At 61.6% G+C, this 15,639-nt stretch carries 14 protein-coding genes; all 14 read left to right on the forward strand.

The annotated features are described in order from the left end of the window. Positions 1–286 precede the first annotated feature (286 nt). From rfbF to pseI, 14 genes are read left to right on the forward strand one after another with little or no spacing between them, the layout of a single operon-like run. Positions 287–1,060 carry a glucose-1-phosphate cytidylyltransferase gene (gene rfbF / locus ACK6BI_RS11910; RefSeq protein ID WP_409317211.1) on the forward strand — a complete coding sequence of 258 codons (774 nt, stop codon included), beginning with the start codon at positions 287–289 and terminating at the stop codon, positions 1,058–1,060. Next, the gene (gene rfbG / locus ACK6BI_RS11915) at positions 1,042–2,124 is read left to right on the forward strand and encodes a CDP-glucose 4,6-dehydratase (RefSeq protein ID WP_260522677.1); all 1,083 of its coding nucleotides are present in this window, start codon (positions 1,042–1,044) and stop codon (positions 2,122–2,124) included. Before rfbF ends, rfbG begins: the two co-directional genes overlap by 19 nt. Further along, entirely contained in the window at positions 2,121–2,681 is a 561-nt protein-coding gene (rfbC, locus tag ACK6BI_RS11920; RefSeq protein ID WP_409317212.1) for a dTDP-4-dehydrorhamnose 3,5-epimerase, read from the forward strand. Before rfbG ends, rfbC begins: the two co-directional genes overlap by 4 nt. Then, entirely contained in the window at positions 2,678–3,904 is a 1,227-nt protein-coding gene (locus ACK6BI_RS11925; protein WP_409317213.1) for a methyltransferase domain-containing protein, read from the forward strand. Before rfbC ends, ACK6BI_RS11925 begins: the two co-directional genes overlap by 4 nt. Beyond that, a complete protein-coding gene (locus tag ACK6BI_RS11930; protein WP_409317214.1) occupies positions 3,901–5,022 on the forward strand; it encodes a DegT/DnrJ/EryC1/StrS family aminotransferase in 1,122 nt (373 codons plus the stop codon). The genes ACK6BI_RS11925 and ACK6BI_RS11930 overlap by 4 nt, the downstream gene beginning before the upstream one ends. Continuing rightward, complete coding sequence (locus tag ACK6BI_RS11935) at positions 5,019–5,684, forward strand: acetyltransferase (RefSeq protein ID WP_409317215.1); 666 nt, start codon at positions 5,019–5,021, stop codon at positions 5,682–5,684. The genes ACK6BI_RS11930 and ACK6BI_RS11935 overlap by 4 nt, the downstream gene beginning before the upstream one ends. Positions 5,685–5,713: 29 nt before the next feature. Then, positions 5,714–6,442, forward strand: coding sequence for a cephalosporin hydroxylase family protein (locus ACK6BI_RS11940; RefSeq protein WP_409317216.1), 729 nt, complete (start codon positions 5,714–5,716; stop codon positions 6,440–6,442). Positions 6,443–6,491: 49 nt separating this feature from the next. Next, positions 6,492–9,416 carry a TIGR00180 family glycosyltransferase gene (locus ACK6BI_RS11945; protein ID WP_409317217.1) on the forward strand — a complete coding sequence of 975 codons (2,925 nt, stop codon included), beginning with the start codon at positions 6,492–6,494 and terminating at the stop codon, positions 9,414–9,416. Between the two features lie 25 nt (positions 9,417–9,441). After that, positions 9,442–10,443: a UDP-N-acetylglucosamine 4,6-dehydratase (inverting) gene (gene pseB, locus ACK6BI_RS11950; protein WP_260522683.1), complete on the forward strand. Its 1,002-nt coding sequence runs from the start codon at positions 9,442–9,444 to the stop codon at positions 10,441–10,443. Next, positions 10,440–11,597 carry a UDP-4-amino-4,6-dideoxy-N-acetyl-beta-L-altrosamine transaminase gene (pseC, locus tag ACK6BI_RS11955; RefSeq protein WP_409317218.1) on the forward strand — a complete coding sequence of 386 codons (1,158 nt, stop codon included), beginning with the start codon at positions 10,440–10,442 and terminating at the stop codon, positions 11,595–11,597. The genes pseB and pseC overlap by 4 nt, the downstream gene beginning before the upstream one ends. Before the next feature lie 31 nt (positions 11,598–11,628). Further along, positions 11,629–12,249 (forward strand): pseudaminic acid biosynthesis-associated methylase, encoded by a 621-nt coding sequence (locus ACK6BI_RS11960; RefSeq protein ID WP_409317219.1) that lies wholly within the window; start codon positions 11,629–11,631, stop codon positions 12,247–12,249. Beyond that, entirely contained in the window at positions 12,246–12,941 is a 696-nt protein-coding gene (gene pseF / locus ACK6BI_RS11965; protein WP_409317220.1) for a pseudaminic acid cytidylyltransferase, read from the forward strand. The genes ACK6BI_RS11960 and pseF overlap by 4 nt, the downstream gene beginning before the upstream one ends. Next, positions 12,938–14,440, forward strand: a complete 1,503-nt coding sequence (pseG, locus tag ACK6BI_RS11970; RefSeq protein ID WP_409317221.1) for a UDP-2,4-diacetamido-2,4,6-trideoxy-beta-L-altropyranose hydrolase — start codon at positions 12,938–12,940, stop codon at positions 14,438–14,440. Before pseF ends, pseG begins: the two co-directional genes overlap by 4 nt. Next, positions 14,437–15,489, forward strand: coding sequence for a pseudaminic acid synthase (gene pseI / locus ACK6BI_RS11975; protein WP_409317222.1), 1,053 nt, complete (start codon positions 14,437–14,439; stop codon positions 15,487–15,489). Before pseG ends, pseI begins: the two co-directional genes overlap by 4 nt. Positions 15,490–15,639 lie beyond the last annotated feature (150 nt).

Consider the following 15,639-nt stretch of genomic DNA (forward strand, 5'->3'; position numbering starts at 1 on the left):
GGGGCAGTGATGCATTTGCCCTGATTGGCTGGTGCTCCTCAGACACTATGGTCGGCAATGGAAACAGATGAGTCCGGCAACGGCTCATCTATTGTTTACGCCCGCACAATCCGCCGACGCAACGCCTGCGGAGCTGGCGCGTTTCCTGCAAGTCCCCCCTCAAATCGCCATAAAACGAGCGCTTGCGGTCATTGCACCTGCGCCCGGACCGGCAGAAAGGTTTAGCCAGACGGCCGCAAAGCTTGGAAAGCCGCGCGCAGCCCTGTGACGAACGAGAGGGGAGACCATGAAGGCAGTTATTTTGGCGGGTGGCCTGGGCACGCGCATCAGTGAAGAGTCGCACCTCAAGCCGAAGCCGATGATCGAGATCGGTGGCAAGCCAATTCTCTGGCACATCATGAAACAGTATTCCGCCCACGGAATTCACGATTTCGTGATCTGCCTCGGCTACAAGGGCTACGCGATCAAGGACTTCTTCGCCAACTACTTCCTGCACACCTCCGACGTGACCTTCGACATGCGTGAAAACCGCATGGATGTTCACCAGAACTACAGCGAACCATGGCGCGTGACGCTGGTGGACACGGGTGAGGAAACCATGACTGGCGGCCGTCTGCGCCGGGTGTCGCGCTATGTGGAAGACGAAAAAGCGTTCTGCTTCACCTACGGCGACGGCGTTTCGGATCTGAATATCAGTGCGCTGGTCGACTTTCATCTGACTCACGGCAAACTGGCTACAGTGACTGCAGTGCAGCCGCCGGGCCGCTATGGTGCTCTGGATCGCGACGGTGACCGGGTACTCGGGTTCACCGAAAAACCGCGGGGTGACGGTGGCTGGATCAACGGTGGTTTCTTCGTGCTGTCACCGAAAGTCCTGCCGCTGATCGAAGGTGATTCGACCTCGTGGGAATCCGGCCCGCTGGACGGTCTGGCCGAGCGCGGTGAGCTGTTGGCCTACCAGCACGAAGGTTTCTGGCAGCCAATGGACACTCTGCGTGACAAGAATCATCTCGAAGCGCTGTGGCAGAGCGGGGAGGCCCCATGGAAGCAATGGGCCTGAGTCCTGAATTCTGGCGCGGCAAGCGGGTTCTGGTCACCGGACACACCGGTTTCAAGGGCAGCTGGCTGACCCTGTGGCTGCAAAGCCTCGGCGCGCAAGTCAGCGGTTTTTCCCTGGATCCTTCGACCGAGCCGAGCCTGTTCGAACTGGCGCGGGTGCACGAAGGCATCAACGATCAGCGCGGCGATCTGCGTGACCTCGGCGCCTTGCTCGAGATCATCGCCGACACCGAGCCGGAGATCGTCCTGCACCTGGCGGCCCAGCCGCTGGTGCGCGAAGGCTATCGCGATCCGCTCGGCACTTATTCCAGCAACGTCATGGGCACCCTCAACCTGCTCGAAGCGATTCGTCAGGTCGGTTGCGTGCGCGCCTGTGTGCTGGTGACCACCGACAAGGTCTACGCCAACAAAGAGTGGCTGTGGCCGTACCGCGAAGACGAAGCCCTCGGTGGCCACGACCCTTACAGCAGCAGCAAGGCGTGCTGCGAGTTGCTGGCGCAGTCTTATGCGGCATCCTTTTTTCCGGCGGACAAGTACGCTGAACACGGCCTGGCGCTGGCCACCGCTCGCGCCGGCAACGTGCTGGGCGGCGGCGATTTCGCCCCTGAACGGCTGATTCCCGATGTACTGAAAGCCTGGTCCGCAGACGAGCCGGTGACCCTGCGCTACCCGCAAGCCGTTCGCCCGTGGCAGCACGCGCTGGAGCCGCTGGCCGGCTATTTGCAACTGGCCGCCGGCCTCTATGAAGATGGCCCGGAATACGCCGGGGCGTGGAACTTCGGCCCGGGCGAAGCGGACATGTGCAGCGTCGGCGAAGTGGTCGAACTGCTTGCCAACCGCTGGCCACAGGCCCGTGGTCTGCGCATCGAACCGAGCGAACTGCACGAAGCCGGCCTGCTGCGCCTGGACAGCAGCCGCGCCCGTCAGGTGCTGGGCTGGCAACCGCGCTGGACGTTGCAGCAATGCCTGACCCAGACCCTCGACTGGCATCTGGCGTGGCAGAACGGTGACGACATGCGCACCGTGACCCTCGGTCAATTGAACCTGTACCGGGGCGCGCTGTGAGTGAATTTTCCTTGCAAGCCTTGCCGCTGGCCGGGCTGTTCAATGTGCGGCACAAGCGCTTCGAAGATCAGCGCGGGCACTTCGCCCGGCTGTTCTGCGAGGGCAGCCTGAAGGCGTTTGGCAGTGAATTTCACATCCGCCAGATCAACCACTCCTGCACCCGCGAGAAGGGCAGCGTGCGCGGTCTGCATTACCAGAACGCCAACGCGCCGGAAGCCAAGCTGATCACCTGCCTGCGCGGTGAAGTGTGGGACGTGGCGGTGGACCTGCGCCCGGATTCCAAAACCTTTCTGCACTGGCACGCCGAGCACCTGAAGGCCGGCGACGGTCGCAGCCTGTTGATCCCGGCCGGCTTCGCCCACGGTTTCCAGACCCTCACCGACGACGCCGAACTGCTTTACCTGCACAGCGCCGATTATGCGCCGGAGCACGAGGGCGGATTGTCGGTAAACGATCCACGACTGGCCATCGCCTGGCCGTTGCCTGTCAATAATTTGTCAGCGCGTGATTCCAGCCATCCCGCGCTCGATCAACACTTTGCTGGAGTGCGTCTATGAACTGCCGTGGGTGCGCCGCACCGCTGAGCCTGCCGCTGATCGACCTCGGCACCTCGCCACCGTCCAACGCCTACGTGCATGCCGATCGGCTGGAGCAGGCCGAGCAATGGGTGCCGCTGAAGGTCGCCGTGTGCCAGCAATGCTGGCTGGTGCAGACCGAGGATTACACCTCTGCCGACAGCCTGTTCGACGCGGAATACGCCTACTTCAGCTCGTTCTCCAGCACCTGGCTGGCCCACGCCGAGCGTTATGTGGCCGAGATGACCGAGCGCTTCGGCCTGACCGCTGACAGCCGGGTTGTCGAGGTCGCCGCCAACGACGGCTACCTGCTGCAATACGTGGCCGCTCGCGGCATCCCGTGTCTGGGCGTGGAACCGACCCGCAGTACCGCGCAGGCGGCACGGGAAAAAGGCCTGGAAATTCGTGAGCTGTTCTTCGGCCGCGACACCGCCGCACAGCTGAAAAGCGAAGGCTGGTCCGCCGACCTGATGGCCGCCAACAACGTGCTGGCCCATGTGCCGGACATCAATGACTTCCTCGGTGGTTTCGCCACGCTGCTCAAGCCGACCGGCGTCGCCACTTTCGAATTCCCGCAATTGCTGACGCTGATGGCCGGCGCGCAGTTCGACACGCTGTACCACGAACACTATTCCTACCTGTCCCTGACCGCCGTGCAGACCCTGTGCGAGCGCAATGGTCTGGAGGTATTCGACGTCAGCCAGTTGACCACCCACGGCGGATCGCTGCGGGTGTTCGTCCAGCGCAAGGATGGCGAACGTCGTCAGGTGCAGCCAGCGGTGCAACAGCAGTTGCAGGCCGAATTCGATGCCGGCGTGAAAACCGCCGGGTACTACGCGACGCTGGCGCCGGCCGCCGAACGCATCAAGCATGACCTGCTGCGCTTCCTGTTGCAGGCCAAGGCCGATGGCAAGCGCGTAGTCGGTTACGGCGCTGCCGCCAAGGGCAATACCTTGCTCAACTACGCCGGGGTCAAACCGGACCTGCTGGCCTGGGTCGCCGATGCCAACCCGCACAAGCAGGGCAAATGTCTGCCGGGCAGTCGGATCCCGATCGTGGCGCCCGAGCGCATTGCGCAAGAGCGGCCTGACTACATCCTGGTTCTGCCGTGGAATCTGCTGAGCGAAGTGACGCAGCAGTTGTCGTCGGCCAAAGCATGGGGCGCACGCTTTGTCGTCGCCGTTCCGGAGTTGATCATTCAATGAGCAGAATTCACTACACCAAACCGAGTGTCGGCGAACTCGAAGCGCAATATGCCCTGGACGCCGTGCAGAACGGCTGGGGCGCGCGTTGCTACGAATACCTGACCCGTTTCGAGCACGGTTTCGCCGAGCATCTGGGGTCGACCTACGCGATCGCTACTTCCAGTTGCACCGGCGCCCTGCACATGGGCATGGCGGCACTGGGTGTCGGTGCCGGCGATGAAGTGATCCTGGCCAATACCAACTGGATCGCTTCGGCGGCACCGATCACCTACTTGGGTGCGACCCCGGTCTTTGTCGATGTTCTTGCCGATAGCTGGTGCCTGGATCCACAACAGGTCAGAAACGCGATCAGCCCGCGCACCAAAGCCATTCTGGCGGTTCACCTCTACGGCAATCTTTGCGACATGGATGCCTTGCTGGCTATCGGCAAGGAGTTCGGCATTCCGGTGATCGAGGACGCGGCCGAAGCCATCGGTTCGCAATGGCGTGGCAAGGCAGCGGGCTCGATGGGGGCGTTCGGCGCTTTTTCGTTCCATGGCACCAAGACCATGACCACCGGTGAAGGCGGGATGTTCGTCACCTCGGACAAGGCCTTGTATGAGCGCGTGCTGACCCTGTCCAATCATGGCCGTGTAGCGGGTTGCACCAAGCAGTTCTGGCCGGAATTCGTCGGTTTCAAATACAAGATGAGCAACCTGCAGGCGGCGGTCGGCTGCGCGCAGGTCGAGCGGATCGAAGAGTTGATTGCGCGCAAGAGGGCGATCTTTGCCAACTATGCGCAGGCGCTGGAAGGCGTGCCGGGCGTGTCGCTCAATCCCGAGCCGGCCCACGGGCGCAATGGCTACTGGATGCCAACCGTGGTGTTCGATGCCGATACCGGTATCCATCGCGAGCAACTGATCGCGGCGTTCCAGGCCGCCGACATCGATGCCCGAGTGTTTTTCTGGCCGCTGTCGACGCTGCCGATGTTCAGCGAATACGTGGTCGACACTCCGCTGTCTTTCGCATTGCCTGAACGCGCCTTCAACTTGCCGAGTTATCACGAAATGACTGATGCCGATCAGCACCGTGTGGTGCAAGTGGTGCTCGACTTGCTGGCCAGCAGGAACGCGCCGTGAAGATGTACCTGCTGGGGGCCGCCAACCCGGAAGCGGTGCGCATGCTGCATGCCGTCAAGCGCAGTACGCCGAATGTCGAATTCGCTTTTCTGGACAACGATCCACGCAAGCACGGCACGCTGTTTTATGGCGTGCCGGTCGTCGGTGGTTCGGAGCGGGTCGCCGAACTCAATGGTCCGGACGTACGTTTCGTCAACCTGATCACTGGCAGTACCCGACTGCGTTACGAGACAACCTGCCAACTGGTCGATGCCGGTGCCCGACTGGGCCAGTTCATTCATCCCGGCATCGACTTGAGCATGATTCGCATGGGGCTGGGCAGTTATCTGCAGGAAGGCGTGCTTTTGCAGGCCGAAGTCGAACTTGGCGACAACACCAGCATCAGCGCCGGCAGCGTGGTGGGACATGAAGGACGGATCGGGCATTCGGTGTTCATGGCGCCCGGAGTGTGTATCGCCGGTTGCGTGGAGATCGGCGACGGTACGTTCATCGGCACCAACGCGACGATCCTGCCGCGCTTGCGTATCGGCCGCTGGGTCATGATCGGTGCCGGTGCGGTAGTGACCAGGGATGTTCCCGATTTTTCGGTCGTGGTGGGTAATCCCGCCAGGATCATCAAGACCAACACAGTGCCTTACCCCGACGCCAGGGTGTTCAGGTAAGCCGTTTCCCGAATTTTTGGAGAGTTGCAATGAATCCGCACGAGCAGTTTCGCGAAGAAGTGAAAGCCAATATCGAAGGCCTGCAGAAAGACAAGGCACTGCAAACCGAGTCGCTGGACTGGGTCGGCACTACCGCAAAACACAAGTACACCTACAACTTCAGCTGGATGGGGCGGCCGATCATTCAGTTCCCGCAGGACATGGTCGCGATGCAGGAAATCATCTGGAACCTGCGTCCGGACGTGATCGTTGAAACCGGTATCGCCCACGGCGGTTCGCTGGTGTTCTACGCGTCGATCCTTGAACTGATCGGTCATGGTGAAGTATTGGGCGTCGACATCGACATTCGCCAGCACAACCGTGAAGCCATCGAGGCGCATCCTATGTTCAAACGCATCAGCATGATCCAGGGTTCAAGCATCGATCAGGCGATCGTCGACCAGGTACGCGAGCGCGTGCAGGGCAAGAAGGTGCTGGTGGTGCTGGATTCAAACCATACCCACGAGCATGTCCTCGAGGAGTTGCGCCTCTATGCACCGCTGGTGTCGGTGGGCAGCTACTGCGTGGTCATGGATACCGTGGTTGAAGACATGCCGGAAGACGCCTTTCCGGATCGTCCGTGGGGCAAGGGTGACAACCCGAAAACCGCCGTGTGGGCCTACCTGGAAGAGAGTCGCGATTTCGAGATCGACCAGGCCATTCACAGCAAGCTGCTGATCACAGTCGCGCCGGATGGATATCTGCGCCGCGTACGTTAATCGACAAACAACGTAGAGTTTTCGGCGACTCGCCGCTTGTGGGGAAAATATGCAAGGCAAGAACAGTTCTGAACACGGTGTGGCACTCAACCAACAGTTGACCGTTGTGCTGATCTCTCACGAACGTCCGGCGTTTTTGCGCAGGGCCGTGCGTTTCTACAGCACGCTGCCGTGCCGGATCTTGGTGCTGGACTCATCCGCCGAGGCATTGCCAGGTGTGGCCGGGCAATTTGCCAACGTGGATTATCAGCACCTGCCGCAGTTTGGCTATTGGGGCATTCGCGCCAAGCTGGCCTACGGTGTTCAGCAGTTGCAGACGCCGTACATGGTGTTCGCCGCAGACGATGACTTCCTGGTGCACGATGCCTTGCATGAAGCCGTTGCCTTCATGCATGCCAACCCCGACTACAGCCTGTGCCACGGCTACAGCATGATGTACCTGACGCTGGCCAACGGCGTCAGCTACTACCGGCGTGACAAGAAAGTCTGCGAAGACTACGCGTCCGATCATGCCCAGGATCGTCTGTTGGATTACATGTCGCAGTACCTCCCGCCGTTCTATGCCGTGCAGCGCACGCAGGTGCTGCGCGACTGGTATGACGCGATGCCGGAAGACACGATCTTCCAGTGGCAGGAAGTCGGTCACACCTACTACATGCTGGCGAGGGGCAAGGCACGCATTCTGCCGATCCCTTATGTCGTGCGTGAAATCAACTATCAGCACTCCGATCACAACACCGAAATCTTCCACTCATTGGCGTACACGGACGCCAAGTCGGTGTCCGAGCGCGAAGCCTTCGCCACTTTCCTTGCCAGCCTGCCTACCCAGGTCGAGCATCGGGACCCGCAGCAGGGCAAACAGTTTGTCCTGGAGAGTTTCGAAGCTCTGGCCGACAGCCTGCGTACCGGCCGGGCATTGACCGCCGAGCTGATTATCGAGTCGGCCTGGACGGATATCGAAGCCGGCCCGCAGCGTCGTTTCGGGCCGCGTCAGTACGTTGAAATGCCGTTCTACAACCAGGCGTTTTTCGATCAACTGACCCAGTTCGAGTTTCTGCTGCACGCCATGCCGGCCGGGCGCATTCAGTTGCAGGGGCTGGAGGGCATCTGGGCCCGTCAGGAGAACCTGATGCAAGCCCGCAACAACGACACCCCGGAGAGCGTGCTGGATCGTCTGTGGCAAGCTCACGACAGCAACGTGTTCAACCGCACCGTGATCAAACGCCTGATCGCTCAACTGCAATTGCTGGGCGAGGATGAGGACGCCAAAAAACTGAGCGACTGGATCGCTCGACTCGAAGCGGTTTCCCTGGAAGGCAATCAGGCTGCATTCAGCAAGATGCGCACCGGCCGCTTGCTCAAATGGCTCGATGCCCGTCAGCCCGACAGCGAGCAGGGTCAAGCGATTGCCCGTCACCTGGCAGCGAACGGCGGCGGCCCGCAGTTCGGCATTTTCCTGCTCGACCTGGACAACGACATCGACAAGTTGCAGGTCACCCTGGACAGCTTGCTCGAAGGTCACAGCAAAGCGTTCAGAGTGGTGGTGTTCACGACCGGTGAGCCACCGGCGGCAACCACCGCGCAGAACACGCTGCACTTTGTGCGGGTCACCCAGAGCAACTTCGTCGACAAGCTGAATCTGAGCGTGCGCCAATCGCCTTGCGACTGGTTGCTGTTGGCCGAGGCGGGCGACGAGTTCACGGCAGGCGGTCTGTTGCGTGCCGGGCTGGAGCTGATGTCCGCAGATGAATGCCGTGCGGTGGCCACCGACGAAATCCAGCGCACTGCCGAAGGCGCATTGATCGATGCCTTCCGTCCGGGCTTCAACCTTGACCTGTTGCAAAGCCTGCCGGCGCAGATGGCGCGGCACTGGCTGATCCGTCGTGACGTATTGATCGAGGCCGGAGGCTACCAGGCCGATTTCAGCAAGGCGCTGGAGTTCGATCTGCTGCTGCGCATCATTGAACAGGGCGGTCTCAATGGTTTGGCGCACCTCGATGAACCTTTGCTGATTTCCCGGGCAGTGGAACCGGAAGAAAACGCCGACGAGCGTCAGGCACTGCTGCGTCATCTGGGCAATCGCGGCTACAAGGCCAAGATCACCTCCGCGCAGCCGGGCACCTATCAGGTCGACTACCGTCACACCGAGCAACCGCTGGTATCGGTCATCCTGCCGGCCAGTGATGATCTGCCGTCCCTGCAACGTTGCCTGCAAGGTGTTTTGCTCAGAACGCGTTACACCCGTTATGAAGTGTTGATCGCGGCCAATCCGAACCTCTCGGCTGACGTCAATGACTGGCTGGGAACCCTGCGCAACGCCAAGGTCCGCGTGCTGCGCGCCGATCAGGTCCTGGGCGACGTGGCTCTGTGCAATGCTGCCAGCCAGGAGGCGCAGGGCGAGTTCCTGGTGCTGATGGCGGCCGATGGTGAAGTGGTCAACCCGAACTGGATCGAGCAGTTGCTCAATCATGCCCTGCGGCCGGAGGTCGGTATCGTCGGTGCGAAACTGGTCGACCGTGACGGCAAGATCTCCCAGGCGGGTCTGATTCTCGGCTTGAATGGCGGCGCAGGTTCTGCCTTTGTCGGTGAGAAACACGACGCCAACGGTTACATGCATCGCCTGGCGGTGGAGCAGAACTACTCGGCGGTATCGGGCGTCTGCCTGATGGTGCGCAAGGAACTGTTCGATGCGCTGGGTGGCCTGGATGAACAGGCATTCGCCGACGGTTACAGCGATGTCGATCTGTGCCTGAAGGCGGGCCAGGCCGGTTTCCTCACCGTCTGGACGCCGCTGGTCCAGGTGATTCATTCCGGTCAACAGGCGCAGTCGCCGCAAGCGCTTCAGGCATTGCGTGAAAAATGGTCTGGCGCGTTCGCGGGCGATTCGGCTTACAACGCCAACCTGAGCCTGACTGGCAAAGGTTTTGTCCTGGACGAAAGCGCTTCGCTGAACTGGGCGCAGTTGATCGCCTAAGTCGGCAGGGAACGGGACTCAAGACATGTTCAACGGCAAATCGATTTTCATCTCCGGTGGTACAGGCTCGTTCGGGCGCAAATTTATTGCGCGCCTGCTCGAGCAATACCAGCCCAAACGCGTGGTGGTGTTCTCCCGGGATGAGCTCAAACAGTACGAAATGCAGCAGACGTTCAACGCGCCGTGCATGCGTTACTTCCTCGGCGATGTGCGCGACGCCGAGCGTCTGCGCCAGGCCATGCGCGGCATCGATTACGTGGTGCATGCGGCGGCGTTGAAGCAGGTGCCGGCGGCGGAGTACAACCCCACCGAGTGCATCCGCACCAACGTCAATGGCGCGGAGAACATCATCGCCGCCGCCATCGACAACGGCGTGAAGAAAGTCGTCGCGCTGTCCACCGACAAGGCCGCGAGCCCGATCAACCTGTACGGCGCCACCAAGTTGCTGTCGGACAAATTGTTCGTCGCGGCCAACAACATTGCCGGTGAGCAACAGACGCGGTTTGCCGTGGTGCGCTACGGCAACGTGGCCGGCTCGCGTGGTTCGGTGGTGCCGTTCTTCAGCCAGCTGATCGCCGATGGCGCGAAAGAACTGCCGATCACCGACGAGCGCATGACCCGTTTCTGGATCACCCTTGATCACGGCGTGCAATTCGTCCTCGACAGTTTTGCGCGGATGCACGGCGGTGAAGTGTTCGTGCCGAAGATCCCGTCGATCCGCATTGTCGATCTGGCCCGAGGCATGGCCGGGCATCTGCCGCACAAGAACGTCGGCATCCGTCCGGGGGAAAAGCTGCACGAACTGATGGTGCCGCTGGACGATGCGCGGATGACTCTGGAGTTCGATGATCACTACACGATTCAGCCTTCGATCCGTTTCACCAGCGTCGATGTCGATTTTGCCGTCGACAGACTCGGCGAGCAGGGGCGACCGGTGGGCGAGCACTTTGAGTATCGCTCCGACACCAATCCGCATTTCCTCTCGGTCGGGCAGATCGCCGACCTGCACGCGAAGCTGTCGATATGATTCCGTATGGTCGGCAAAGCCTCGATCAGGCGGATATCGACGCGGTCGTCGAGGTGTTGCAGTCCGACTGGTTGACCCAGGGGCCGACCATCGAGCGCTTCGAACAGGCGATGGCCGAGCGTTGCCAGGCGGATTTCGCGGTCGCGGTGTGCAACGCCACCGCTGCGTTGCACATTGCCTGCCTGGCGGCGGGGCTCGGTCCGGGCGACCGTTTGTGGACCACGCCGAACACCTTTTTAGCGTCGGCCAACTGCGGCCGTTACTGCGGCGCCGACGTTGACTTCGTCGACATCGATCCGCTGACCTGGAACCTTGATGCCGAGGTTCTGGCTAGCAAGCTCGATGCTGCTGAAAGCGACGGCACGCTGCCCAAAGTGCTGGTGGCCGTGGCGTTCTCCGGGCAGAGCTGCGACATGCGGCGCATTGCCGAACTGGCCGAGCGCTACAACTTCACCGTGATCGAAGATGCCTCCCACGCGGTCGGCGCCAGTTATGCCGGGCGTCCTGTGGGCTGTGGCGAGTTTGCGGCGATGACGGTGTTCAGTTTCCACCCGGTGAAGATCGTCACCAGCGGCGAAGGCGGTATGGTGCTGACCAATCGCCCGGAGCTGGCCGAGCATCTGCAACGCCTGCGCAGCCACGGCATGACCCGCGATCCGCAGCAAATGACAGAACCCAGCCACGGCCCGTGGTACTACCAGCAGGTCGAGCTGGGCTTCAACTACCGGATCACCGATCTGCAGGCCGCGCTGGGTCTGTCACAGTTGAGCAAACTGGACGAATTCATCGCCCGTCGCCGCGAGTTGGCCGCACGTTATGACCGCCTCCTGGCGTACTTGCCGGTCACCCTGCCGGGGATCCAGCCGGACGCAGAATCGGCCTGGCATCTTTATGTGGTGCGCTTGCAGACCGAGCGCATCAGCCTCAGCCACCGTCAGGTGTTCGAAGGTTTGCGTGCGGCCGGGGTCGGTGTGAATCTGCATTACATTCCGGTGCATCTGCAGCCTTACTATCGTGAACAGGGTTTTGCCGAGGGAGACTTTCCCGAGGCCGAGCGTTATTACGCCGAAGCGATCAGCCTGCCGCTGTTTCCGCTGCTGAGTGATCAGCAGCAGGATTACGTGGTCGAGCAACTGCGTCGGTTGACTGAATGAGTGCCGCTGTCGCGGAGGATGGAAAACGGCAATGCGTGATCTGAGCGAACAGGAACACTTCTGGCAGGGCGAATTCGGCAATCAGTACGTCGAACGCAACATCGGACAACCGTTGGTAGCGTCCAATCTGGCGTTGTTCGCCAAGGCCCTGACACGGGCCGGGCGGATCGACAGCCTGCTGGAACTGGGCACCAACGCCGGCAACAACTTGCAGGCGTTGCGACAGCTGTTGCCGCACTGCGAACTGTCTGGCGTCGAGATCAACGCCAGCGCCTGCGCTCAGGCGCGCGCGCTGGATATCGCAACAATCTGGCACGGCTCGCTGTTCGATTTCCCCCGCGAACGAACCTTCGACCTGACCCTGAGCAAAGGCGTGCTGATCCATCTGGCGCCGGAGCTGTTGGCGACGGCGTATGCGCAGTTGTATGAGTTGAGCTCGCGCTACATCCTGATCGCCGAGTACTACAATCCCTCGCCGGTGGAAGTGTCCTATCGCGGCAACAGCGGCAAGCTGTTCAAGCGTGATTTCGCCGGGGAAATGCTCGATCGCTATCCGGATCTGCAACTGCTGGACTACGGTTTCGGTTATCACCGCGATCCGCAGTTTCCGGTGGACGACATCACCTGGTTCCTGCTGGAAAAACGTCCTTGAACAACGTCGCAATCATCCCGGCCCGCGGGGGCAGCAAACGCATCCCGCGCAAGAATCTCAAGCCGTTCGACGGTGTGCCGATGATTGTCCGTTCGATCCGCACAGCGCTGGATTCGGGGTTGTTCGAGCAAGTGGTGGTCAGCACCGACGACGAAGAGATCGCCGCGCTGGCGCAGGCTCACGGTGCTCACGTGCCGTTCATGCGTCCGGCGGAGCTGGCCGATGATTTCACCGGCACGGCGGCAGTGATCGTGCATGCCTTGCAGCAACTGCCGGCCTTCGATTACGCCTGCTGTGTGTACGCCACCGCGCCGTTGTTGCAGGCGCGGTTTCTGCGTCAGGGCTTTGAGTTGCTGGCGCAGCATCCGGACAAGTCCTTTGCTTTTTCGGTCACCGATTTCGGTTTTCCGGTGCAGCGTGCCTTGAGCCTTGACGGGCAGGGCGCGTTGATGGCGCTGTACCCCGAATTTCGCGATACCCGTTCGCAGGATCTGCCACCTGCCTTTCAGGATGCCGGCCAGTTCTATTGGGGCCGCAGCCAGGCGTGGCTGGGTGGCGAGATTCTGTATTCACCGGCCAGCCTGCCGGTGATCCTGCCCCGGTATCTGGTGCAGGACATCGACACCGCAGAAGACTGGAAACGCGCCGAATACCTTTACGCGGCACTCAAGGCTGGTGGAGAGCTGCAATGAGAGTGCTGATTCGCGCCGACGCCTCGCCGACCATCGGCAGTGGCCATATCGCCCGCTGTCTGACGCTGGCGCGAGTGCTGCGCACGCAGGGCAGCCATGTCGCGTTTGCCTGTCGCCGGTTGCCCGGTAATCGGCTGGAGGCGTTGCAGGCCGAGGGCTTCGAGACCTTTGCGCTGCCTGATCGCTATATCGACGAAGATCCACAGCAGGCCATCGAGTCGATGTTGCCGTGGCAGGCGGATATCGATGCACTGGCGACGCAGCTGGGCGGACAGCCCGCATTCGACTGGATCATCGCCGACCATTACGGCCTCGATCACCACTGGCAGACCGCTGCGCGCCGTTTCGGCTTGCGGATCGCCGCTGTGGATGATCTCGCGACCCGTCGCTACAGCGTGGATCTGCTGCTCAATCAGAATCTCTCCGGGCTCAGCGAAAACTATCAACCGCTGCTGCCGGCCGGTTGCCGGACCTTGCTTGGGCCGCGATTCGCCATGCTGCGCGAAGAGTTCAGTGGCCCGGCCATCAAGATCAAGCCCGTGGCGCAGCGGGTGCTGGTGAACTTCGGTGGTTTCGATGCCGCCCGGCAGACCCATCACGCGATGCTGGCGCTGGCGGATTTTTCCGGGCTGGAAGTGGACTTCGTCGCCGGTGCCGACAACCCGGCCTGGGCCGAGATGCAGGCACTGGCCGAGAATCGGCCGAACTGGCGGCTGCACAGTTTCGTCAGTGACTTTCATCGGCGCATGACCGAAGCCGACCTTTTCATCGGCGCCGGCGGTGGCACCAGTTGGGAGCGGGCAGCGCTGGGCCTGCCGACGATTTGCATCGCCGTGTCGAATAACCAGCAGAACAACGGCGAAGTCATGGCAGCGGCCGGTGCCCATGTCTTCATGGGCGCCCGCGAGCAGGTCAGCATCGCACAACTACGTGATGCCATCGGGTTTGTCGTCGACAATTTCTACCTGCGCCAAAGCCTGGCCGAGCGCTCGCGCCAATTGGTCGACGGACGCGGTGCGCTGCGGGTGGCGGCGGCATTGGCCGGCGCAGTACTCAGGCTGCGCAAGGCAACGCCGGACGATGCGCAGTTGCTGTTCGACGGGCGCAATGCCGAGGCGGTACGTCGCTGGTCTCTGGAGAGTGGCGTGATCGGGTGGTCGCAGCATCTGAACTGGCTCGACGCGAGTTTGCGCAATCCTCAACGCTTGCTGTTGATCGCCGAGGCCGATGACGGCCCGGTCGGGGTATTGCGCTACGATCTGCGCGGCTTCGACGCTGAAGTTTCGCTGTATGTGCTGGAGGGGCGTTTCGGTCTCGGCTGGGGCAGGGCGCTGCTGGCGCGGGGCGAGGCGTTCGTCACTGCACACTGGCCGCAGCTGACTGCGATCACCGCGCAGGTCTTGCCGGCCAATCAGGCCTCGCTCAATGTATTTCGTGACGCAGGCTTCACCCAAAATGCCTGCGCGTTCACCAGGGAATTGAAGGAACCCCGCTCATGAACAGTTTCAGGATTGGCGACCGCCTTGTCGGTGCCGATGCACCACCGTTCATCATTGCCGAAATGAGCGGCAACCATAACCAGTCGCTGGACGTCGCCCTGCAGATTGTCGAAGCGGCGGCCAGGTCCGGTGCCCACGCCTTGAAGCTGCAAACCTACACCGCCGACACCATGACTCTGGATCTTTCGGAAGGTGAATTTTTCATCAAGGATCCGCACAGCCTGTGGGCCGGAACGTCGCTTTACGATCTCTACGAAAAGGCCCACACCCCGTGGGAATGGCACGCGCCGATCTTCGCCCGGGCCAAGGAATTGGGCATGCTCGCGTTTTCGACGCCGTTCGATGACAGCGCCGTGGACTTTCTTGAAAGCCTCGATGTCCCGGCCTACAAGATCGCCAGTTTCGAAAACACCGATCTGCCGCTGATTCGTCGTGTCGCGGCCACCGGCAAACCGCTGATCATTTCCACCGGCATGGCCAGCATCGCCGAACTCGACGAAACCGTGAACGCCGCCCGTGAGGCCGGGTGCAAGGATCTGGTGTTGCTCAAATGCACCAGCACCTACCCGGCGACGCCGCTCAACAGCAATGTGCGCACTATCCCGCATTTGCGTGAATTGTTCGGTTGTCAGGTCGGTCTGTCGGATCATTCGATGGGTGTCGGCGTGTCGGTAGCGGCCGTGGCACTGGGTGCGACGGTGGTGGAAAAACACTTTACCCTCGACCGCGCGGCGGGCGGCGTGGATGCCAGTTTCTCCCTGGAGCCTGCGGAGCTGGCCAGCCTGGTGGTCGAAACCGAGCGTGCCTGGCAGGCCATGGGCCAGGTGCATTACGGCGTGACCGAAGCCGAGCAGAAATCTCTGGTCTACCGCCGGTCCCTTTATGTCACGGCCGATATGGCGGCCGGAGAGCCTTTCACAGCGGCCAACCTGCGCGCCATTCGTCCCGGTCTCGGCCTGCCGCCCAAGCATGCCGATGCTGTCCTTGGCCGCCGCGCGCGGTCACCGATCAAGCGTGGTACGCCGCTGGACTGGTCGCTGGTCGAATAACCCGATCAGCACCGATTCGGCAAAATAGCGTGACCTGCGAGTCATAACGCGCATCTTCACTGTATTGTATTGACCGGGGAGATGGCGCCTGGCCCGTTATCGGTTTCAGTGACAGCCCTTTGCGCTCCCCGTGGCTGCCCGTTGTGGCGG

It is taken from the genome of Pseudomonas sp. KCJK9016 (genome assembly GCF_046231795.1).
Classification (GTDB): Bacteria; Pseudomonadota; Gammaproteobacteria; order Pseudomonadales; family Pseudomonadaceae; genus Aquipseudomonas; species Aquipseudomonas bananamidigenes.